We start from the raw sequence: 23,304 nt of genomic DNA, 5'->3' as shown, positions 1-23,304 counted from the left end.
TCATTTTTTATTTACCAAACTTCTTTTGCAATCTCTTGTAATAGACGCATTTTCGCCCATTGTTGCTCAGGTGTTAATTTATTGCCTTCTTCTGTAGAGGCAAAACCACATTGCGGAGAGATAGCTAGATTTTCAAGCGGTACATATTCTGTCGCTTCTTTAATTCTTTCTTTAACCAATTCTTTATCTTCTAACTCTGGGAATTTAGATGTTACTAATCCTAAAACAACTTTGCTCTTTGGATTATGCCAGTAACGTAACGGTTTGAAATCTCCCGCACGATCACTGTCATACTCTAGGAAGAAGCCATCATAGTTCGTCGCAAATAATTCTTTTGCAATCACTTCATAGCCACCTGAAAAAATCCAAGAAGACGCATGATTGCCACGACAAATATGTGTAGTCACCACCATATCAGACGGCTTATTGGCTAATGCTTGATTGATAATATTTGTACAAATTTGTGCGACTTTTTCAGGGTCAATGCCTTTTTCTACTAAAGATTCACGTTTACTGGCATCGGCTAAAAAGGCCCAGTTGGTATCATCAAACTGCAAATAGCGACAACCTAAAGCATAAAAGGCTTGAATCGCATCGCCATAAGTCTTAGCTAAATCTGCATAAAAATCCTCAATATTTGGATAAATTTGAGCTAATTTCGAACTACCATCATTTGCTAGCACTTCTTGACGTAACACCATTGTTGGACTTGGAATCGTCGCTTTAACTTGGTGCACACCACCATTACCGACCGCTTCTTTCAAAAAAGTAAAATCAGCTAAAAATGGATGATTTGGATTAAAGGCAATCTTATCAACCACACGGATATTATAAGATGGTACTGCAGCGCCTTTAAAATTCTGATTATAACCAGCTTCAGGGACATAACCTTCAATCCCTAATAAATTTTCTAAAAAGTCGATATGCCACCAACCACGACGAAATTCACCATCTGTAATACCGAAAATGCCGACTTTTTTTTGTTCTTCAACCAACTTCAAGATTTCTTCGTCTTCTATTTGACGTAATTCATCTTTGGCAATCAGACCTTGTTGTAAATCGTGACGTGCTTGTTTAATACGTGCAGGACGTAAAAAACTACCCACGTGATCAACCGTATATGGTACTTGCATAAAAAATTCCTCCTTTTATTGTTTTTATTGTACCGATTAATCCTAGGTGTGTAAACAGTCCACCTAATTTTAAACTGATAGATTTTGGCTATTAACACTTATTACTTTTGACAATAACGCAAGCACTTCTTCATTTTCGGTCAGATTGCTATGCGAGGCTGACACAATCTTCTCTTGATATTCGGTCTTGTTTTGGAAGATTTGCGCCCCCATTTGCACACTGGCTAACGGAACTGTGCCATCCGTTGCTTGATTATTTAAACTGCCAGCAATATTGATCATTTCAAAATTGGTTTGGCGAATACTTGATACTAGATAATGATCTAACCATTCTGTCACCTTGGCGCTTTGACAGTTTTGATTTTCCTCTTCTTCTACATCATTATAAGGTGTTCCCAAAGTAATCATACTAGCAACTTGGGGTTCGTCAGTCGTTTGCAAATTTTCTAGATATTCAGTAAAAACTAGTCCACCATTGGAATGGCCGACAAAGTTATAGGTCTCAAAGTCATAAAAATCAAGAATACTATGTAAGGCTTGCTGAAACCATTGCGCTTGTTGGCTAATTGCTGCAATGCCATCTTTCGCTTCTTCAAAGGCAATCACAAAAACCGGATGCTGACTGCTCTTTTTGATTTTACCAGTCACTTTCAAGGTGCTATCTGTATGTACGGTAATTTTTTCGACACTTAAATCCGGCGTCGTCTTCTTCAAGGTTGCCAACATTTCATCAAAGCGATTTTGCGTGCCATATGTGCCTGGAACCATGATCAAAGGGGTGGCGATTTGACGATTGACCTGCGCTGCCAATACATGATAGGTGGTGGAATCAGGATTGACTTCTACAGTTTTAGTCCCACCAATCAGTCCAACCAATAAAACCAACATTGGATATAACCATAAATATTTTTTATAATTTGTCATGCTACCTACCTTCTATTTTTTCTAGTTCGATTATAACGCAACTATCTTTAAAAATTCTTAACCTTTGCTCAAAAATTGAATTACAGTTAGATGTCAAAATGTCACCTAACTGTAATCTTTAACTATAGGGAATCTGCTTGCTTTGTTAACTGCTGATTTTTCAACACATAGACTTCATCACTTGCATTCGCCACTTCTTTTTCGTGCGTGACAAGGATGATGCATTTTTCCTGTTCATGGGCAAGCTGCTGAAAAAGAGCGATGATTTCTTGAGAGGTTTGTTTATCTAAATTTCCTGTTGGTTCATCGGCCACAATCAAATCATGTCCGCAACAAACCGCTCGAACAATGGCGACTCTTTGCTGTTGTCCACCCGATAGATGACTCACTCGTTTATCAGCCAACTCACGAGTAAGGCCAACTTTTTCTAACTGTTGATAAGCATATTCTTTAGGATTGTCTTTTTGGGTCTGATTGATTGCCATCGCTGTTAATACATTTCCACCGCACTCAGATAAGGTAACAGATTATAGGCTTGAAAGACGATAGAAACACGATTTTTGCGATAGTTTTGAAGACCAATTTGTTTTAACGACTCCCCTTGATAAGTGATTTGCCCTTCTTTGGGGTGATCCAAACCAGCTAAAAGGGATAAAAAGGTGGTTTTGCCGCTACCACTTGTTCCTAAAATGGCATACATCTTGCGTGGCTCAAAGGTCAAATTGACTTGTTGAAACAATGGATGTTCATTTGTATACCAGTAACCTAAATTTTCAACTTGTAAAACCATATTTTCACCTCATTTTACGATATTAGAATTGATTTGGGATTTAGTCTAAAAATACCAATGGATGCAAAACAAATTGCGATTAAAACAATCCCTATTGCTATAGCCGTTAAAAGCATGAATTGTTTTGGTTGCACGTTAATTTTCAGATTTTTCACTTCTTGTGATGCAGCAAATGGATTTTGACGATTGCCACCTGGTCGACTAGGCGGTGTTTGGCCATTTTGCACTTTACCTGGTGCCCCACCTGGTTGATTATTAGTCTGTTGGTTTTGGGTGCTTGTGGTTTGTTGGCTAATCAGTTGGTTACCTAGTGCATTTCCTACAAGATTGCCTGTTACACCTGCAATACCTAAAGCAAATACTAAACAAATGATGATTTCGATGAAGAATTGGCCGATTAACTTGATGCGTGATTCACCCAATGATAGCAATACACCCATCTCATAGCGACGATCTTTCAAACTTAACATCACAATCAAAGTTAGTATCACTACACCTGCAACACCGACAAGGATAATAATATTTTTGGCAAATCCTTTGACATTATTCAGTGGTTGAAGCATTTGTTGATACATTTGATCATTGCTTTGAAGGCTAAAAGTATCGGTATCAATTAATTTTTCGGCTTGTTTAATGAAACTATCCATTTTAGCAGGATCTTCTAAGGTAAATGTCGCCTCATCAATCGTTTCACTATCTTCGCCTTTTAAGGTTGCTACCATCGTATAAGAAGTAATTAAGGTATTCGCCGGATTTAAAAAGTTAAACTGCATCCCTAACTCATCACCGGCATCAGTGGTTTCATAAATACCTTTCACCTTTAATTCGACTTCCTTGTCCTCACTGGTTGTCACTTTGAAGGTATCCCCGACAGATAAATCATTTTCCTCAGCCAAAGTTTTTTCAATTAATACAGCGTTACTTCCTTCATCGGCACTAGTAATCGCACTTCCTTTGATTATTTTGGCTTCTCCTTGGGTAAAAGTCGTTAATAAGCTGCTATCTGAAACACCTTGGACGCGAAAATCTCCTTGCGACATGGCTTCTCCTGGCGGCATTTGGCCATTTCCTTGTTTACTTTGACTCGCACCAGAAGTTACCTCGTTGTCTTTGCTTTCACTCGTAGCCTCGTTAGAACCACTTGTTGTTTCACTGGTACTGCTTGTTTCAGCACTACTTTCAATTGCTTCAATATCGCTTGCTGCATCTACTGAGGTGGTCGCTGTGTATAGATATGATTTCACCCCTGATAATGCCGCGATTTTTTTCGCATCACTTAAATTGATTGGCGTCCGACTAAAAGTTTTTCGCCTACTTTGCTCAGAACTACTTGAGGTTTGGTCGTTATCTTCTTCCTTTTCCTTTGCTTGAAACATCGCCTCACGATTTTGAGTTAGTGTCACAGTGGCTCCGGTACTTTTTTGGGCATTAGTGATTGCTTGATTCGCTGCTTGATAGATACTCAAACCTGCTAAAACAAGAATCATTATGACGGATAGAATCGCAATCATTAAAACACTTTTGCCTTTTTTTGCCCAGAGATATTGATAGGCTCGTTTGATAAAGTTTATCTTGCTTCATTTCTTTTTTTCAAGATAACATCAATAACTTAAAGCTAGCTTAAAAATTTTAAGGTTCGATTATGGAAAGTCGGATATTCTTTCGTTACAATAATGAGGAAAGTAGGTGGATGTGATGATTAAACTATTAGTAATAGAAGATGAAAAAATTCTAGCTGAAAATATTAAAGAAATTATTGCTGATTTAGGGGAAGTGACGCTGTGTTTTGATGGTGAAGAAGGCTTGTATGAAGTGCAAAGTAAGATATATGATTTGATTTTGCTTGATTTGATGCTACCGAAGATGAGTGGTTATCAAGTGCTCGCTCAATTACGCCAAGAAAATATTCAAACACCTGTCTTAATCTTAACTGCCAAAGATAGCCTAGAAGATAAAATTACTGGTTTTCAAAAAGGAGCTGATGATTATTTAACCAAACCCTTTTATCGTGAAGAACTACGATTAAGAGTCAAAGCCCTATTAAGACGTTCGTTAGGCATGCACGAGGAAAATACGCTACAATATGGAAATGTCATTTGTGATTTAAGCAAAAAAGAAGTTCGTGCACACGAGACTGTCCTACCTATTCAAGGCAAAGAATTTGAACTGCTCGTCTATTTGATTCAAAACCAAGGAATGATTTTAACCAAAGAGCAAATTTTTGACCGCATTTGGGGCTTTGATTCGGAAACAACAATTACCGTAGTCGAAGTGTATATGAGTCATTTGCGCAAACATCTAAAACAGACTGATATGGCAGAAAATATCCAGACCTTGCGCAATGTTGGTTATTTACTAGCCTCAAGAAAGGATTGAGAGAATGAAAGAAGAGATTACAAGCAAGCAACAACGGAGACTTTTCTTCTTTAATATTCTTGCTTTTGGAGGGATTTTTCTACTCTTAGGTTTGATTATTTTACAATTAATGCATAGCCTTGCTTATCAACAAACCGACAAAATGCTTAGACAAATCATGAATCAACCAACTTTGGTACAGCTTGAAATTGCCCGTTTTGAACAAGAGGATTTATTCAATAGCCAGACAGAAAATCCAAAAAAGCAACCACTAGATAAGGATTTCAAAGGCTTCAACCGATTTAACACCCAAATGATTCTGTGGTCTAAATCAGGCGAAATCTTGAATAAAGATTTACTCGGTGGTCGTTTGAATGAATTGAATGCATTAACACTCGACAAAAAAAAGCTCGGTAAAGTGAAAGAACTCAGTCTGAATAATGGTCAACTATCCTTTCACTCCATTACCTATAAGTATGAAAGCGAAAACTCTGCAGTGGCTTATGTACAAATTTTAGCCAATACCAACCAAGTCAGTGATTCCATGGGTACTTTTCAGATGATTTTAGTCATTTGCATGCTTATTTTTTGGTTGCTATCGATTATCGTCAGTTTTTATCTCGCCAAAGCCAATATGCAACCTATTTTGAAGTCTTGGCACAAGCAACAGGAATTTGTCGAAAATGCCTCTCATGAATTGCGCACCCCACTGACAATTATTCAAAATAGTTTACAAAAGCTCTTCACACAACCAAACCATACTATTATGGAAGAATCAGAGACCGTTGCCCAAGCTCTAAATGAGACTAGAAGACTAAATCGTTTGACTGCTGACTTATTGACCATTGCAAGAAGTGACTCTAATCAACTGATATTAGAAAAATCCACTTTGCATATTGATACCTTTCTTGCCCCAATTGTCGAACCTTTTATCGAAATGGCAGAAATTGAAGAGAAAACTTTTATTTTTGAAAATCTCACTTCTGATATGATTGTGGCTGATCACAAGCGACTGCATCAATTAGTTGTCATCTTGTTAGATAATGCTTTGAAGTATACAGATACTGGCGATGCTATCACGGTGCTTTCAAAAAGTAATGGTGCATTTTGGCAATTAGAAGTAAAAAATACAGGGCCTTCAATTAATGAGGAACATAAAGCGCATCTTTTTGAACGTTTCTACCGCGAAGATGCTTCTCGTAATCAAGCAACTGGCGGCTATGGTTTGGGCTTAACTATCGCTTGGCAAATCATTCATGAACATCAAGGAAAAATTGAAGTGTTGGATGTTCTCCCACGGGGCGTGAATTTTCGCGTTACTTTGCCATTGAAGCAAAAATGATGAGGTAAACACGAATTTTTTCGAGGCTTTCTAAGCTGCTTCACATCCTTTATAATCTGTGTTCAGCAGCTAGACATTGTGAAATTCGCCCTACCGCTTGAGAAAATCTCCTTTCATCCAATTTTTCTCAGCGGTAGGTAAACACACGAATTTCTTCGAGGCTTTCCAAGCTGCTTCACATCCTTTATACAAAAACGAGGCTGTTTTTGACAGCCTCGCTTTTGTGTTATGGGAAAGGATAGTATATATAAAATTGAAACAGCATATTTAAGTATTGAGACATTCACCCAATACGTGTGCATTTTACACCTATCATTCAAAAAATGCTACTAATTTGGGCAGGTGCAAAAAAATTATTACCTTTTCTTTCAAGAAAGCGGATTATACAAGGAAAGATTTACGGTGTTTCCTAAATTATTAAAGAAACTAAAAAATACTTTCACGCTTTCCTATACTTCTAAGATAACATTCTCAAAATCACTTGTCAAGCTGTAAAAAACAAAGCCTTTTCACAACAAACTATAGTATTCTCAACTACATTTCATGATATTATTTATTTTAGCTATATTTAAGGTATTAAAACCGTTTACTAATTATAACTAATCTAATTTTTATAAAAATAATATTTTCCTATCCATTATCAAGACATAAATATTACCGCTTTATATTTTCTGCAAATTTTCAAGCATATCTATTTACAACAGATAATTACTAGTGTTATAATGCAAAACGATAATTAAACAGATATACAATCTGTTACATCATATAAAATGTTGATTTATTAAGTTTTTTAAGAAAATGATACAGAAAGAAGTGTTACAGTTGAGCAAAAAAGAAAAACACGGTGCCGATATTATCGTGGATAGCTTGATTAATCATGAAGTAGACTATGTTTTTGGGATTCCTGGAGCAAAAATTGACCGCGTGTTTGATACTTTAGAAGATAAAGGACCAGAATTAATCGTTACACGTCACGAACAAAATGCGGCTTTTATGGCACAAGCAATCGGACGTTTAACTGGTAAACCTGGGGTCGTTATTGCAACCAGTGGTCCAGGTGCAAGTAACTTAGCCACTGGTTTAGTTACCGCCACTGCAGAAGGCGACCCAGTCCTTGCCATCGCTGGACAAGTAAAACGTAGCGATTTATTAAAATTAACACACCAAAGTATGGATAACGCTGCCTTATTTAAACCAATTACCAAATATAGCGCTGAAATTCAAGATCCTGAAACTATTTCAGAAATCATCGCCAATGCTTATCGTATGGCTCGCTCAGGACAAAAAGGCGCAAGTTTCATTAGTATTCCTCAAGACGTTGTCGATAGCAAAGTGTCTGGAGATAGCATTCGTCCATTAAGTAAGCCACGTCTAGGTTCTGCCTCTAAAGAAGATATTGCTTACCTAGTGAAACGCATTAAAGAAGCGAAATTACCAGTACTTTTAGTCGGGATGCGTGGTTCAAGTGAAGCTGAAACGATGGCAATTCGTAAATTAGTTGCCCATGCGAAATTACCAGTTGTCGAAACTTTCCAAGCTGCTGGTGTGATTTCTCGTAAATTAGAAGATTCATTCTTCGGTCGTGTGGGGCTATTCCGTAACCAACCTGGGGACATGCTTCTAAAACGCAGTGACTTAGTAATTGCGGTAGGTTATGATCCAATCGAATATGAAGCACGTAACTGGAATGCTGAAAAAGATGCGAAAATTATCGTTATTGATAAAATTCCTGCTGAAATCGATCCATATATGCAACCTGAACGCGAATTAATTGGTAGCATCGCGGACACTTTATACTTATTAAGTGAAGCAATTGCCGATTATGAATTACCAGCTGACTCACTAGAATATCTAGATGGTTTACAACAAAAATTAAAAGAACGTGATATGGTCCCTTCTGAAACACATCCAGAATTACTACATCCACTTGAAGTAATCGATACTTTACAAGATTTTGTCGATGATTCAATGACTGTAACGGTTGATGTAGGTAGTCACTATATTTGGATGGCTCGTCACTTCAGAAGTTATGAACCACGTAAATTATTATTCAGTAACGGGATGCAAACTTTAGGGGTGGCTCTTCCTTGGGCAATCTCAGCAGCATTAGTACGTCCTAATACACAAATCGTCTCTGTATCAGGTGATGGTGGTTTCCTATTCTCTGCACAAGACTTAGAAACTGCTGTCCGCAAAAACTTAAATATTATTCATATTATTTGGAATGACGGCCGCTATAACATGGTTGAATTCCAAGAAGAAATGAAATACAATCGTTCTTCAGGTGTTGACTTTGGCCCAGTTGATTTCGTGAAATACGCTGAAGCATTCGGTGCTAAAGGAATTCGCGTACACGATGCTCAAAGTTTTGCACAAGCTTTACAAGAAGGGCTAAAAACAGATGGCCCAGTCATTATCGATGTTCCTGTCGACTACTCTGACAACAAGATGTTAGGTGAAAAGATGTTACCTGACCAATTCTATTAAGAAGGTGAAAATCATGTCAGAAAACACATTATATCAATTTGGTACTTTAAGTTCTTTACTTGCCGGTGCGATGGATGGTGGCAAAACAATCAACGACTTATTAAAACATGGTGATTTCGGTATCGGGACTTTAGATGGTTCTGATGGTGAATTAATGGTGATTAATGGTCAAGCTTTTCATGCCCGTCAAACTGGTGATGTCGTGAAATTATCAGGTAATGAAACTGTCCCTTATGCAGCAGTGGCTTATTTTGAACCTAAATATGAATTTCCATTGATTCAAAATGAAAATAGCAAAACAATCGGTAAATTAATTTACGATCATCTAAAAAGCGTGAATTTATTCCATGCCATCCAAATTAAAGGAACCTTCAAACACATGCATGTCCGTGTCGTTCCTAAACAACAAAAACCTTATCGCCCATTCTCTGCCGTGGTACAGCCTGAATTCGAAGCGGATAATATTAGCGGAACAATTGTTGGATTCTATACACCAGAATTATTCCACGGTGTTTCCGTAAGTGGCTATCACCTACACTTCTTATCAGATGATGGTCAATTTGGCGGTCATATCATGGACTATGAACTAGCAGAAGGGATTATCACCATGCAAGCTTTAACAGAGTTTACGCAAGGCTTTCCCTCTACTCAAAACTTTCTAGAAACAGAATTTGATGTTCATGAGTTAATCAAAGAAATCGAAGTATCTGAATAATAAACAAACAATAAGGCCCTTACTGATGACAATTTTTTCAGTAAGAGCCTTGTTTATTAATCATTGATGCGGATAAGTAAACCAAATCGCATGGAAGGATTGACTAAATAGTATTGCTTTTCCACTCGGTCAAACCAGTATTGCCAGTAAAGTTTTTGAAACGAAGGATGCGATAAAAAACGGGGCGGATGAAATCAATTATGTCATCAATCTCACCAAAGCCAAGGAACACGACTATGCTTATCTTAAAGATGAAATGCAACAAATCGTCACGTGTTGTAAAGAGGCTGAGGTTATCTGTAAGGTTATTTTTGAAAATTGCTACCTCACTGATGAAGAAAAATCGCGCTATGTCATATTGCCAAAGAAGTACAGCCTGATTTCATTAAGACTTCTACTGGCTTTGGGACTGGCGGTGCAACATTAGAAGATGTCGCATTAATGGTGGCACACGTTGGCGATAAAGTCCAAGTCAAAGCAGCCGGTGGTATTCGAGATGCTAAAAGTTTCTTAGCCATGATTCAAGCAGGGGCCAAGCGAATCAGGACTAGTTCAGGCATTGCGATTATGGACGAACTGAAAATAAAATAAAAAGAAAGGCTAGTCTATCTCGGCTAGCTTTTCTTTTTGTGTTACAATGAAGTTAACAAATTATTCGAGGTGATTGTTATGTATTGGATCATTGGTTTAATCGTATTTCTACTTCTTTTACCGCAAATTGTGGCAACCTATCAAGAGCAAATCTTTTATCGACTCAATCAAGAACGTTTAGCCAAAACAAAATCAGTCAATGTACGCCAAGAAGTCGAAAATGAAGATGGCTCTATAGATGTGCAACTTTTGGCTTTAGACGGGCTATTATTGCACGCAAAAGTCTATCCACGCGAAAATCCTAAAGGTATCGTTCAGCTTATCCACGGTGTACTAGAGCACAAAGGCCGCTATGATGATTTTTGTCGCTATTTAAATGCCCAAGGTTATGTCGTTGTGATTAGTGATACACGTGGTCATGGCCATTCTACCAATCAAAAATATCCACACGTCATGATGCAAACAGTTGATGAACTGATTTTTGACCAAGTGTTGGTTACTCGTTTTATTAAAGAACGCTATCCTAACCTCCCATTAAACTTATTCGGTCATTCTTTAGGCTCCATGATTGCGAGAATCTATCTACAAAATTATGATGACGAAATCGAGCACTTAATTTTAACAGGTACGGTCACGCCTTATCCACTTGCTCCTGTGGGGGTCTTTTTAGCGCGCATTGTGGTCTTTTATTTTGGAAAATCAGGCCATAGCGCACTCTTAAACGCCTTAAATCCTGGGAAAAACGATACGCTGGATTGGATCAGCTATAATTTGGATAATCTCGACCGCATCGCCAAAGACCCACTATGCCAAGTACGATTGACCAACAGTGGGATGCTAACCATGTTTACGATTAATACACGGCTCAAAGAAATCGCTAAATTCCAATGTAAAAATCCTGATTTGAAGATTTTGAGTGCGACTGGTGTGGATGATACTTTAATTACCGGTGGCGAAAAAGGACTTGCTGAAAGCTTAGATACCTTGAAAAAAATCGGCTATCACAATATCACCAATCTCGTCTATCCAGAAATGAAGCATGAAGTTATACAAGAAAAAAATCGCCTACAAGTCTATCAAGACATCGTAGCCTTCATCGAAAACAAGTTAAAAACTGAGGTGAAATCGTGAAAATCCTAATTCCATCTGCAAAAGAATTGAATCTAGCCATTAAAGACCAATCCTTTCAAGCGCTTAGTCCAAAAACGAAGGAGATTGTCGCTACTTTTTCTGAACTATCATTAGCGGAAATACAAAAAGCATACAAAATCAATGAAGACATGGCTGCTAAAGTCCAAGTGCAATGGCAAGCACTCCAAAAGCAAAACGCGCAAACTTATCCAGCTTACTTATTGCTAGATGGCTTGATGTACCGCCAGTTTAATAAAGAAAGTTATACTCAAGAAGAAAGTCAGTATATCCATGATTTTCTGGCTATAACCTCTGCTTTATATGGTGTCATTCCGGCTGATACACCGATTGCTCCTTATCGCCTAGACTTTCAAACCAAAGGCAAAATTCAAGGACAATCCCTGCGAAAATTCTGGCAATCTTCTTTTGATCAAGCTGTTAAAAATGAGGAAATCATTCTTTCGCTGCTCTCTAGTGAATTTGAAGAAGTATTTAGCAAAGACTTGCAGCAAAATTTTTATCAATGTGTCTTTATGGAGGAAAAAGAAGGCAAACGCAAAATCCACTCTACCATTTCTAAAAAAGCCCGTGGGAAAATGGTCAAAGAACTCATCTCTCATAAAATTCAAAGCATTGATGACATTCGCAAGTTAACTTTTGACGGTTTCAGCTTACAAAAAGATGAATCAACTGACAAACGCCTAGTCTTTGTTAAAAAAGTGTAGAAAGTAACTGCGCTGATTTGCAACCTTAATCCACGGTGTTCGGCGGGTAGCTACTTTGGCGTATAAGTCAGCCCGTCCGGAAAAGTCTTTACTTATCGGACTTTCCCGACGTTCTGGACAAACCTTATCCGCTCGTAGCTGATCGACTCGCCTCACATCCTTTATCTACGGCGTTCAGCAGCTAGACATTGTGAAATTCGCCCTCCCGCTTGAGAAAATCTCCTTTCATCCGATTTTCTCAGCGGTAGGTAAGCACACGAATTTCTTCATGTCTAAGCGAGCTGCTTCACGACCTAAAATAAAAAACGTTGGTGTTTAAGTTTTTGTTCTTAAACACCAACGTTTTTACTATTTTACCATAATGTGTATGGATCTTCTTCTTTTGCAAATTTGCCTGTGTAATCATCATCTAAAAGTTTTTGGTTTTCATGTAATTGTGAATAACCAGCCAATCCTTTACGATATAGGATTTGCATTGAAATACCTAGAAGGATGATAAAGACAATAGCTAAAATGACTAAAATCAACATTGAGTTACGGTATAATTCATCACCAAGACCGGTTGAAATAGCTTGACGTAAGCTGTAAATTGAGTAAGTCATTGGCATGAATGGATTTAATACATTGTAGAATTTGCTAATCAATGGCATTGGGAATACCCCACCTGATGAACCTAATTGCATAACTAGGAGCAACACGGCAATGAAACGTCCAGGATTATCAAAGCTCATCGCTAAGAACATAATCATAAACATGAATAACCAAGCAGTTACTAAAAGTGTCATGTAGAAGTTCATTGGTTGCGCAACTTCTAAACCAATCATTCTCATCACTGTACCAATGATTAAAGCCATCATTGAAGAGGTGATAAGGCCGATAGTTAGTTTACTCATAAACCATTGAGTGGCATTGCTATTTTTACGGTCTGCAATTTTACGGATTGGATAGACAAAGTTAAAGACTAGACAGCCGACAAATAATGATACGCTCATGAAGTATGGCGCTAATGCATGTCCATAGTTTGGCACATCACTGTATTTTTCTTGTTTTGTCTTAGTAGGATCAGCAATCATTTTCGCAGTATTGTTTGTTAATTTCACATCTGTTAATTTATCAGAAGCTTCACCTAATTTATCTGCTAATTCTTTATTGCCATCTTTGACTTGTGTAGAACCATCAGCAAGTTTATTCACACCATCTGCTAATGCTGGGATTTGGCCATTTAAGGTATTTAATCCATCACTTAATTGGCTTGCTCCACTGTTTAATTTCGCAGAGTTAGCTGTTAATTCCTTCATACCAGCGTTTAATTGCTTGCTACCATCAGCTAATTGATTTGCACCACTAGCTAAAGCAGGTAGTTGACTTTGCATTAAACCTAATCCAGCAGCAAGTTGACCCGCACCTGAGTTAAGATCAACTGATTTAGCATTCAATAGATTTAAACCGCCATTTAATTGACTACCACCAGCAACTAATTGTTTCACACCATCAGTTAAAGTTGGTAATTGACTTTGCATTGCTTTCATGCCGTCAACGATTTTGTTTGCACCACCAGTTAATTCACCAGACTTGCTGTTTAATGTAGCAAGACCTGAATCTAGAGCTTTACTACCATCAACTAATTGACTAACCCCACCATTTAATGTAGGTAATTGAGATTGAACTTGTGCTAAACCACCAGCAATTTTTGCTGCTCCAGGAACAGCTTCTTTTTTCACTGTTAAAGTGCCGTTAATTAATTCATTCAATCCTGCAGTTGCTTGATCTGTATTTGCAGCTAATTGAGAAGTTGCTGTACTTAATTCGCCAATTTTTGATGTATCAACACTTGGTAAATTATTCACTAACTGACCAACTTGTGTTAATGTTGCACCAACATTTTGTAAACTATTACCAGCTACCGTAACTTGTGCACCAATTTGTTGATTATTGGCACCGACTTGTTGTCCGATAAGTTGTGCTAATTGTTGAGCAGGAACAGTCACATTGCCATTTTCATCTGTTGGCAATTGACTGACTACATTAGAAGCAACTTGCGCTGGACTCGTTTGTAAGGTTTGACCAGCCGCTGCAAGACTTGCTCCAGCACTTTGTAAGTCAGCTTGAACGGTTGCAAATTGTCCTTTTAGTTGGCCTAATTGATCTAAAGGTAAATTATTTAAAGTTGGTAATACAGCATTAATGGTATTGATGTATTCTTGAACACCGTTTACATAGCTTCTTAATTGTGTTGCTTGTTCTTCACCAAATTGGCTTGTACCAGCTTGTAATTGATCAGCTAATTGCTTAGAACCTTCTGCTAATTGATTAATGCCATTAGCTAAATCAGGTAATTGACCTTGCATCGTTTGTAATCCAGCTGCTAATTGACTACTTCCATCACCAGCTTGAGCAACGCCTGCTGTATAAGCATTCAAGCCATCGACAAATTGATTACCGCCACCAACTAACTTGTTGACGCCATCGACTAAGCCAGGAACTTTATAGCTTAATACTTTCAAACCATCGACTAATTGGTTGCTACCAAGATAGGCTTGTTTAACCCCAGCTGTATATTGGTTAACGCCAGTATTTAATGCTTTACCACCATCAGCTAATTGGTTCACGCCACCCACTAAAGTAGGCACTTTACCATTTAACTGTTGTAAGCCCGCTGCTAATTGGTCGCTTCCTTTGGCGGCTTGACCAGCACCGTCTGTGTATTGTTTGACACCGTCTGCTAATTGTTTGCCACCATCATCTAATTGTTTCACACCACTAGATAATTCAGGAACTTTACCTTGAACCGTTGCAATACCATCGGCGACTTGTTTTGAACCATCTGCTAATTTAGTTGCACCATCCGCAGCTTGATCCATGCCATCGCCAACTGTTTTCACCATTTTGATAATCACATCAGCATATGATTTGGTTACTGACTCGCTGACTTTTGCTTTTAATTGGGTCATGGCATTTTCACTGATAACTTCCCCTAAAAAGTTCAACCCACCATTTGTTTCATAGGTTAAGTCCATTTTCTCAGGGTCAGTATCTAATACAGAGGCCGCATTTTCAGAGAAGTTTTTCGGAATTTTCACGATCATATAATATTTACGATCTTTCAGTCCTTCTTGTGCCTTTTTAGCTGAAACGAAATGCCAATCTAAATCGTCATTTGATTTCAACTCTTTTACCAATTTGTCACCGACATCAACTTTATTTCCTTCTAAAGTTGTTGGTTGGTCTAAATTCACCACCGCAACTGGTAAATGATTAACTCTGCCGTATGGATCCCAAATTGATTTTAGGAAAATACTTGCATAAAGAATAGGTAAACACATCGCTACGATAACAGTAACGAATAGTAATTTGTTTGCCCAGATTTTCTGGAATTCTTTTTTAATCACTGCTTTCCACCACTTTCATATTTAATTGTCAAAGAATCAAAAAATTGAGAATTACTTCAATCATCGAGAAACTTCACCCTTTAGAAATCTTTTTCCGAAAGTTTTCATAAAATTGGGTAAAAGAATCCCACGAAAGTTATTTTACTCATCTTTGAACCCTTTGCAAGCGTCTTTACGACAAAATCAAAAAAGTGTATGGATTGCACATAAATCGCAAACAAAATACTTTACAAAATGGTTTTCAGATAAACTTTAAAATAACTAAAGTGCTGTTTTTTAGCACAAAAAAGCACAGACTGCTTAAGGCTTGTCTGTACTTTCATTGTTTTAATAGGCAATATGATAAGTGGTTTCAGAATGGAAAGTCTCTTCTGGGCGTAATAGAATCGAACCATATTGACTGAACTTTTCTGCACCCGGGATGCCTTGAGGTTCAATTGCAATTGAACCACGTGCAACCATCGTTCCATTCTTCATTGGTGTCCCTTCTTCATGGGTACCTGTGACATAAAGAATAATCGCATCGGAATCAGTTTTGATTTGCATACTTACTGCTTGATCAGGACTGGTAATTATCAAGTCATAGTCGTTTTCATGATGAAGGACAAATGGATCATCAAGCGTGGTTTCGCCGATTTCTTTTAAAGTTCTAAAATCAAATTTTGTTCCTGCCACTTTGGTAAATTCACCCGTCGTTGTGACATCTGGATTAGTCGTTGCTTTCTTCTCAGCGCCAACTTGTAATAAATGACTGTTGACGGGATTTCCTTCACTACCAGTTAAATTATAATAGCCATGGCAAGTTGGATTATATAAAGTGGCTTTATCGGTTTTCGCTTCATAAGTCATCTTTAAATTGTCCTCTTCATCTAAAGTATAAATCACTGTCGCTTGGACTTCTCCAGGAAAGCCATCTGCGCCATCAGGATGTGTAAAGCTATAAATAACCCCTACTTTGCCTTCTTGCTCAAAAGTTTCAGCTAACCAATCTTTGGTATCAAAACCATTGGAACCTGAGTGTAAGGTATGCGCATTATTATTTGTTTCAGTGGTATAAGTTTGCCCATCAATGGTGAACTGACTATTGGTAATTCGTCCAGCGACAGGTCCAATCGTTGCCCCAAAGTAACGCAATTCTTTTTGTAAGGCCAAATCTTTAGGAGCGGCCACAATATCACGTAGCTCTTCTTTTAATGGCACTTGAATAGCTAAAAGGCGTGCACCAAATGGACTGGTTAAGACTTTTAACCCTTTAGAATTTGTTAGTTCATAGACTGTTTCATAATTTTTATCATGGATTTGTTTCACTGTTAACATGATTTCACCTACTCTAATTATTAGATACATCCTTTATTTTAAACCAATTCATGTAAGCGTCAACAGATTTGCGAATTTTTGGTTATATTGTTCAAAATCTTGAGACGGATTTGTATTAAATGACAAAACGCCTAACTCACAACTCATCGTAAGCTAGGCGTTTATTCTCTCATTATTTTGTTTCAGCTTTTAAGCGTTCAACGTCACGAGCAATCATTAATTCTTCATCTGTTGGAATCACTAATACTTTGACTTTAGAATCAGGGGTTGAAATGACTAGTTCTTCACCACGTTTTTTGTTTTGTTCTGGGTCGATTTCGCAACCAAACCAGCTCATGCCTTTAATGATTTCGCTACGAACATGGGCATCATTTTCACCGATACCTGCAGTGAAGATAATCGCATCTACGCCGTTCATTACTGCAACGTATGAAGCAATATATTTACGTACACGATCTGTAAATACATCGTAAGTTAAGTCGATTTGAGGTTTGCCTAGATTTGCTTCGATATCACGCATATCACTAGAAATACCGCTCAAACCAAGTAAACCAGATTTTTTATTTAAGATTGTCAACATTTCGTCAATGTCAATGTCTATTTTTTTCATTAAATAAGGTAATACAGCAGGGTCAATATCACCAGAGCGTGTACCCATTGTTACCCCAGCTAGTGGTGTGAATCCCATAGAAGTATCCACTGAACGGCCACCATCAACCGCTGTAATTGAAGCACCATTTCCTAAATGACAAGTAATTAATTTTAATTCTTCAATTGGTTTGCCTAGTACTTCAGCCGCACGGTGCGCAACATAGCGATGACTTGTACCATGTGCACCATATTTACGGACTTTATATTTATCATAGTATTCCATTGGTAAGCTGTATAGATAAGCGAATTCAGGCATATTGGCATGGAAAGCAGTGTCAAATACCGCTACATTAATGACGCCTGGTAATAATTTACGGAAGGCACGAATTCCCATGACGTGAGCTGGATTATGTAATGGCGCGAAGGCAGCACATTCTTCAATTTTTTCCACAACTTCATCATCAATGACTACTGATTCGCTGTAGTATTCACCACCATGCACGATACGGTGACCAACTCCTGTGATTTCGTCATAGCTTGCTAAAATGCCTAGTTCAATTAATTGATCCATTAACATTTGGACTGCAATTTCATGATTTTCAATGTCTTGCACTAATTCAAATTTTTCACCTTCACCATATTTAATAGTAAAGATTGAATTAGGTAAACCAATACGTTCCACCAAACCTTTAGCAACAACTTTTTCTTCCGGCATTAAATATAGTTGCCATTTTAAACTTGAACTTCCCGCGTTAATTGAAATAGTTTTTGACATAATATCGACCTCTAATCTTTTGTAAATTACCTAATTTAAATAAGTTTCTTTCCATTGCGCGAACTCTTTGAAGAATTCAGCAATTTTTTCCGGTTGTTTTAAGGTTTGTAAGCGAGCTAATAAGACTTCACTTACTTGCTTTGCTCCTTGTCCACGGTTTTGAAGCAAGATGATGCTCTTTTTCGAATGTTCGTTGCGGAATAAATCATCCGGTAATTGAATGATTCCTTGTAAATAAACTTTTTCTTGAAGCAACTTTTTGAATTGGTCGCTTTGTGGACTTTCTAGAAATTGACTTGGCATTAGGAAAATACCAAAGCCAGCTTCTTTGACATACTTCATCGCTTGTTCAATGAGCAAGTGGTGGGCATAGGTATGTTCATTTTCCGCGTGAACGATAAAATCTTTGGCCTTTTCATCAATTGGATAATAGCCGACTGGTAAATCACCAACGGCCACATCCACTGGTTCAATTAGTAAGTCCTGTAAGCCATCTTGATGGAATAAAGTAACCTCACTTTCGAACCATTGACTATTGGCGGCTGCTACTGCTAAAAGTGTCTCATCATTATCCACACCAATCGCAGTTGTATGATATTTGGCTAAGGCTAGATTATTGACAATGGTGAACAAAAGATTGCCCATCCCTGTCGTTAAATCCAACATGCGTAAATTTGCTTTTTGATCCATATAGAGTTGCTCAATCAAATAAACAAATAAAAAGCCAATGCCATCGGGGGTCAATTGATGATTTGCTTGTAGTTTTTCCGTCTGTGCCCCTTTTAACAGCAACAATTGACTGATTTTACGTTTTTCTTCGGCGGTAAATTCATCCGCTTTTAATTGTTCGTATAAAGGAGTGAGTTGATCAATGCTTTCTTGATTAGGGACTCCTTCAATAACACGAATAGTATATTGATCATTGATATTTTCAACATGCTCAATATAAGCATCTAAAAATGAACATCCTAACGCTTGCTGCAAGATTTGAATAGCTTGCAAATGCGTGTAAAAACGTTCTTCGATTTTTTCTGGAAACATGATTTCAACTCCATTATATAATTTATAACAACTTTACCGTCTGTTTAATTTTATCTCAATTTGTGATATTTTTCAATCGCTTTCTTTGATATCATTTGTTGAAATAATTTCTGAAAACGTTGAAAAATCAACAAAAATGCTTGGAAACATTCTTTTCATTTCCAAGCATCTTTGTTTTGTCATCTGTATTAATTTGTAAATTATATAACTAAGCTACTCTATCAAGGATTTGTTTTGTCACTGGTTATAGTCGTTGTTTCATCTGAAGAAGATACCGAAACATTCAGTGAATCTCTTATTTTCATAGAATCGGACTTTAAATAAATCCAAAGTATCATTTCATCAGTTGTTTTTTGATAGTGAATTTGTCCAATATTGTAGTTCACCACGCCTTCTTTGTCATATTTTGTTGGATTTTTTTGATAATCAGCTAACAACAATTGTTTCATCATTTGGCGTTGGAAATAGTGTTTGACCTCGCGATTGGCCAACTGCTGATGATGAAAGCTACTTGTCAGCATCATTAAAATCACACTCAACATAAAAATGAAACTCAGGACAATCATCAAGATGCCGGCCCTAGGTGGTTTTAGGCGGTAGTAAAAGTGTCGCATGCTTCTCGTTTCCTTCCTTAAAGTAAACATCGATTTGAATAAACTGATTGTTTTCTTGAAAGTGAATGGATTTTACTTGTTTTAAGATGGGTTGATTGCCACTATTAATCGAAAGCATAAAGTTATTGGTCGCACTTAGCTTTAAGATTGCCTTGGGATAATAGCCATTTTCCGCTACTTTACTTTCAAGGACGACTTTTTCCGGCTCGATTTTGACCCATTGAAAATCTTTTAATTGATGTTCTAGCTGAATCATGGAAAGTTGAAAGTCTTGGGTTTGCTGAAAGTGTAAGTAGTTATCAATTTTTCGCATCCCAAAAAGTAACTGATTCATCCCTAAAAGCGTCAGGCCAATCAAAAATAGCGCCCACAAACATTCAAAAAGGGTAAAGGCTCGTTGTTTATTCAATAGTTATCACCTGGGTTTTCCCTTGATCCTCATACTGAAAATCCGCTTTTTGATACTGTTGATGATAGACTTGCACATACAACTGCTCATAAGCGGCGCGCATATTTTCTAGATATTGTTCTTCTCTTTTTAATTCTTGAATATAAGAGACCGCACTGCTCCAAAGCAATAAAGCACAACTTACAAATAAAAAGAGACTAAATAAACTTTCCATAAAGATATAAGCTGGCTGATTAAAGCGGGATAATTCTCTTTTCATAGCGACCACTTCCAAAATAAAATGAATAAATCACCTTGCACCGCGCATGCTCATCGGCAAATACGACTTTGCTAGCTGGGGCATAATTACCGGTCTTACTACTAAAACGTAGATAGCGGGCAGAGGAAATACAGTGAATGCCCTCTGGATAGCGAAACACAATAGCGGAAAACTTTGGATGCTCCATGCGAATCCCACTCGCATTGATAATCATTTCTGAAGGCGCATCGGTGGTAATGGCCCGAGCAATGGTTAGGTAAAAGCTAGATTCAAATTGACGAAAAAAACGCGCGCGCTCAAGTTGTTGTTGCATCTTTTGGTAACCATGCACACTTAAACTTGCTAATGAAGTCAAAAACCACAATACCAATAGACACTCTATCAAAGTAAAAGACATGATTCGACACTTAGTTTTCTGGGATTGGCGTATATTCATCTTTCACTTCATCTTTATGCTTTTGATAGATTTTTGCACGATCTTCACCGACTAATTCGATAATTTTATCCTCTTTTGGTTCTTCGCCCTTTTCTGCCTTATATAATTCAATTTCCTGTTTAACAACCTTAGCAATGGCAATATCTGATTTTTTCTGCGCATCATTGCCTTTTTTAGTTAAATTCGGCACAAAAATCATCATTAACATGCCAATAATAAATAGTACGATAATCATCTCAATTAAAGTAAAAGCTTTGAATTTTTTTCTTTTCATTCTCTTTTCCTCCATTAACTAAATTGGCCGATTTGACTGTAAACCGGCATTAAAATTGATAAATACATTCCTAGCACTAAAACCGCAACAAAAAAGAAGACAACTGGTTGAATCCACTGCATCCCTTGCTGTAATTTTTGTTGGAAGGTTTCTAAACTCAAGCGACTATAAATCGTTAATTCTTTGCCTAAATCACCGGTCATCTCCCCTTGAAACAAAATTTGGGTAAACTCTGGTGTAAAAAACACTTCATCGGCTAAGGCTTGTTGTAAAGTGAGTCCAACTGAAAGCTTTTTAGCGACATCGCGTGATAATTCATGCATAAAGGAGTGCTGTTCCAACTGTTGCATACATAAGATGATTTGTCTGAGTTCTAAGCCCTGTTGTAATAGTAAGCCCCACTCAGATGCAAAAAAACTCGTATAATATAGCTGAATCAACGCCTTGATACCCGGAATCCGGCAATAATATTGGACTTTTTGTAATACAGGCAAGCGACGCCATAAACTTTTTTGCAAGATATAACCCAAAACACTTATCCCACACACACCTACTAAAATATTCGGCGCATACCATAACAGGAAAATCATCCCCTGTTTTTTGCTGACCATGCCCGTCTCAATAAACTGCGGTAATAAGATAAAGCGCATCAGCAATAACATTCCTAACAAAAATACCAATAATAATACAGGATAAAATAAGATTTGCTGCATTTTTTGAAGACGTTCTTGGCGTAGTTTTAATTGCTGATAAATACTAGCTAAAGTGAGCGGTAAATTACCATGAATTTGCGCCAATTGAATCTGGGCGATAATCTGTGGACTGAAGTGAAGCGTGCGAAAAATTTCTTCTAATTCAGTCCCTATACAGAGCATTTTTTCGATTTGGGCTAAATACTGCGGCGATAATTGTTTTCCTCGTTGAATTAATTGAAAACTACTTTGCATCGAAAATCCGCTATTTAAATAAATGGAAAGCAAGTAAACGAGTTGCTTTTGGGCTTTTTTATCTTTTTTGACCTTCATCATAATACCTCTGATACTGCTTAAGACTGTCACTAAAAGGTAAATAAATAGCTGGTTCACTGTAAAATTCATAACCAAAAACCACTTCTGCTTGGTCATTAGGATCATTTAACATCCGCTGATAAATAACCCCCATCAAACAATTATCTAACTCACTTGTTTCACCGATTAAATCAATGAGCCGACTTTTCGTTTCACGGACGCCTTTAGCATGAACAGTCGCAAATACTTTGTGTCCAGTTAAGGCGGCTCGAATCGCTGCTTTGGCGGTACGTTCATCACGAATCTCGCCAATGATTAAAATATCCGGACGATGACGCAAAGATAATTTAATTAATTGATCATAGGTTTGATTAATTTTATCGTTGGTCTGTAACTGCAAAAAGCTCGGTTCCTCAATTTCTACCGGGTCTTCAATCGTAATCACTTGCCCTTTGATTTGTTTGGCAAGCTGATACATTAAAGTCGTTTTGCCCGAACCCGTCGGACCACTGAAAAGATATAACCCTGCTGCTTTGGTTCGTTTGACAATCGTTTCAAACTGTTCATAGCTAAAATAATGCAAATGATCGACGGATAAATTGTACAAAAAGCGAATGACCATACTTTCATTGCCACGATAATCCCCCACTGTGGAAAGCCGCAATCTTTGTACCTCATCATGTAATGGATAACTGATAGCTCCTAATTGGGCGCGGCGATGTTCTCCTACATCCATTTCGCCCAAGTATTTAAAACGCGTAATTAATTGTTGGGCGATTTGAGGACTGACTTCTTTAAATGAAGCAATTTCTTGATTTTTTCTGAATTGAATCACTCCTTTATCCTCGCGTAAGTACAAATACATATCTTGCATCTGCTCTTTAACCCCAAATTCGATCATCTCATCAGAAAAATCTTCAACTAGCATAATTCTCACTTCCTTTCCCTTAACTTGAAAGAATGAATAGAGGCCTCTACTTATTAAATTCGCAAAAAATT

Annotated in this window: 20 protein-coding genes and 2 pseudogenes; 7 read left to right on the top strand and 15 right to left on the bottom strand. The window is 37.5% G+C overall.

Annotation, left to right across the window (positions count from 1 at the left end; translation table 11 throughout):
- Positions 1-11: 11 nt before the first annotated feature.
- The 4 genes and pseudogenes from I567_RS06800 to I567_RS06785 all read right to left on the bottom strand — a co-directional run bounded on the left by I567_RS06800 (position 12) and on the right by I567_RS06785 (position 4,358).
- Positions 12-1,133: a 5-methyltetrahydropteroyltriglutamate--homocysteine S-methyltransferase gene (locus I567_RS06800; protein ID WP_016251511.1), complete on the bottom strand. Its 1,122-nt coding sequence runs from the start codon at positions 1,131-1,133 to the stop codon at positions 12-14.
- A gap of 69 nt (positions 1,134-1,202) precedes the next feature.
- The gene (locus I567_RS06795) at positions 1,203-2,057 is read right to left on the bottom strand and encodes an alpha/beta hydrolase (RefSeq protein WP_016251510.1); all 855 of its coding nucleotides are present in this window, start codon (positions 2,055-2,057) and stop codon (positions 1,203-1,205) included.
- Between the two features lie 122 nt (positions 2,058-2,179).
- Positions 2,180-2,847, bottom strand: a pseudogene (locus I567_RS06790) (ABC transporter ATP-binding protein).
- Positions 2,848-2,861: 14 nt separating this feature from the next.
- Positions 2,862-4,358, bottom strand: a complete 1,497-nt coding sequence (locus I567_RS06785; RefSeq protein WP_016251507.1) for an ABC transporter permease — start codon at positions 4,356-4,358, stop codon at positions 2,862-2,864.
- Positions 4,359-4,542: 184 nt separating this feature from the next.
- Between I567_RS06785 and I567_RS06780 the strand changes: the two genes are divergently transcribed.
- The 7 genes and pseudogenes from I567_RS06780 (at position 4,543) to yaaA (ending at position 12,193) form a co-directional block, all read left to right on the top strand.
- Positions 4,543-5,223 (top strand): response regulator transcription factor, encoded by a 681-nt coding sequence (locus tag I567_RS06780; protein ID WP_016251506.1) that lies wholly within the window; start codon positions 4,543-4,545, stop codon positions 5,221-5,223.
- 4 nt (positions 5,224-5,227) lie between these two features.
- Positions 5,228-6,544: a sensor histidine kinase gene (locus tag I567_RS06775; protein WP_016251505.1), complete on the top strand. Its 1,317-nt coding sequence runs from the start codon at positions 5,228-5,230 to the stop codon at positions 6,542-6,544.
- 798 nt (positions 6,545-7,342) lie between these two features.
- Positions 7,343-9,031, top strand: a complete 1,689-nt coding sequence (gene alsS, locus I567_RS06770) for an acetolactate synthase AlsS (RefSeq protein WP_016251504.1) — start codon at positions 7,343-7,345, stop codon at positions 9,029-9,031.
- Positions 9,032-9,044: 13 nt separating this feature from the next.
- Positions 9,045-9,746 carry an acetolactate decarboxylase gene (budA, locus tag I567_RS06765; protein WP_016251503.1) on the top strand — a complete coding sequence of 234 codons (702 nt, stop codon included), beginning with the start codon at positions 9,045-9,047 and terminating at the stop codon, positions 9,744-9,746.
- Positions 9,747-9,855: 109 nt separating this feature from the next.
- Positions 9,856-10,337: pseudogene (gene deoC / locus I567_RS06760) on the top strand (deoxyribose-phosphate aldolase); the annotation flags it as partial.
- Positions 10,338-10,415: 78 nt separating this feature from the next.
- Positions 10,416-11,468, top strand: coding sequence for an alpha/beta fold hydrolase (locus I567_RS06755; protein WP_016251502.1), 1,053 nt, complete (start codon positions 10,416-10,418; stop codon positions 11,466-11,468).
- Complete coding sequence (gene yaaA / locus I567_RS06750) at positions 11,465-12,193, top strand: peroxide stress protein YaaA (protein WP_016251501.1); 729 nt, start codon at positions 11,465-11,467, stop codon at positions 12,191-12,193. Before I567_RS06755 ends, yaaA begins: the two co-directional genes overlap by 4 nt.
- A gap of 353 nt (positions 12,194-12,546) precedes the next feature.
- On the opposite strand, the gene I567_RS06745 is transcribed toward yaaA, so the two are convergent.
- The 11 genes from I567_RS06745 to comGA all read right to left on the bottom strand — a co-directional run bounded on the left by I567_RS06745 (position 12,547) and on the right by comGA (position 23,233).
- On the bottom strand, positions 12,547-15,582 hold the full coding sequence (locus I567_RS06745; protein WP_016251500.1) for a YhgE/Pip domain-containing protein: 3,036 nt from the start codon (positions 15,580-15,582) through the stop codon (positions 12,547-12,549).
- 327 nt (positions 15,583-15,909) lie between these two features.
- A complete protein-coding gene (locus I567_RS06740) occupies positions 15,910-16,899 on the bottom strand; it encodes an aldose epimerase family protein (RefSeq protein ID WP_016251499.1) in 990 nt (329 codons plus the stop codon).
- Positions 16,900-17,071: 172 nt separating this feature from the next.
- Positions 17,072-18,265 (bottom strand): acetate kinase, encoded by a 1,194-nt coding sequence (locus I567_RS06735; RefSeq protein ID WP_016251498.1) that lies wholly within the window; start codon positions 18,263-18,265, stop codon positions 17,072-17,074.
- Positions 18,266-18,295: 30 nt separating this feature from the next.
- Entirely contained in the window at positions 18,296-19,306 is a 1,011-nt protein-coding gene (locus I567_RS06730; protein WP_016251497.1) for a class I SAM-dependent methyltransferase, read from the bottom strand.
- Between the two features lie 221 nt (positions 19,307-19,527).
- Positions 19,528-19,848 (bottom strand): hypothetical protein, encoded by a 321-nt coding sequence (locus I567_RS06725; RefSeq protein ID WP_111736132.1) that lies wholly within the window; start codon positions 19,846-19,848, stop codon positions 19,528-19,530.
- A gap of 37 nt (positions 19,849-19,885) precedes the next feature.
- Entirely contained in the window at positions 19,886-20,329 is a 444-nt protein-coding gene (locus tag I567_RS06720) for a ComGF family competence protein (protein ID WP_016251495.1), read from the bottom strand.
- Positions 20,322-20,588, bottom strand: coding sequence for a hypothetical protein (locus I567_RS06715; RefSeq protein ID WP_016251494.1), 267 nt, complete (start codon positions 20,586-20,588; stop codon positions 20,322-20,324). The genes I567_RS06720 and I567_RS06715 overlap by 8 nt, the downstream gene beginning before the upstream one ends.
- Complete coding sequence (locus I567_RS06710) at positions 20,563-20,958, bottom strand: hypothetical protein (RefSeq protein WP_231940221.1); 396 nt, start codon at positions 20,956-20,958, stop codon at positions 20,563-20,565. The genes I567_RS06715 and I567_RS06710 overlap by 26 nt, the downstream gene beginning before the upstream one ends.
- A 37-nt stretch (positions 20,959-20,995) precedes the next feature.
- Positions 20,996-21,298 carry a competence type IV pilus major pilin ComGC gene (gene comGC, locus I567_RS06705; protein ID WP_016251492.1) on the bottom strand — a complete coding sequence of 101 codons (303 nt, stop codon included), beginning with the start codon at positions 21,296-21,298 and terminating at the stop codon, positions 20,996-20,998.
- A 14-nt stretch (positions 21,299-21,312) separates the two neighbouring features.
- A complete protein-coding gene (gene comGB, locus I567_RS06700; RefSeq protein WP_016251491.1) occupies positions 21,313-22,323 on the bottom strand; it encodes a competence type IV pilus assembly protein ComGB in 1,011 nt (336 codons plus the stop codon).
- Positions 22,304-23,233: a competence type IV pilus ATPase ComGA gene (gene comGA / locus I567_RS06695; RefSeq protein WP_016251490.1), complete on the bottom strand. Its 930-nt coding sequence runs from the start codon at positions 23,231-23,233 to the stop codon at positions 22,304-22,306. The genes comGB and comGA overlap by 20 nt, the downstream gene beginning before the upstream one ends.
- Positions 23,234-23,304 lie beyond the last annotated feature (71 nt).

This window comes from Enterococcus cecorum DSM 20682 = ATCC 43198 (genome assembly GCF_000407565.1).
GTDB classification, from domain to species: Bacteria; Bacillota; Bacilli; order Lactobacillales; family Enterococcaceae; genus Enterococcus_E; species Enterococcus_E cecorum.
The sequence above is the reverse complement of the archived record's forward strand: the minus strand, read 5'-3'. Positions and strand labels throughout refer to the sequence as shown.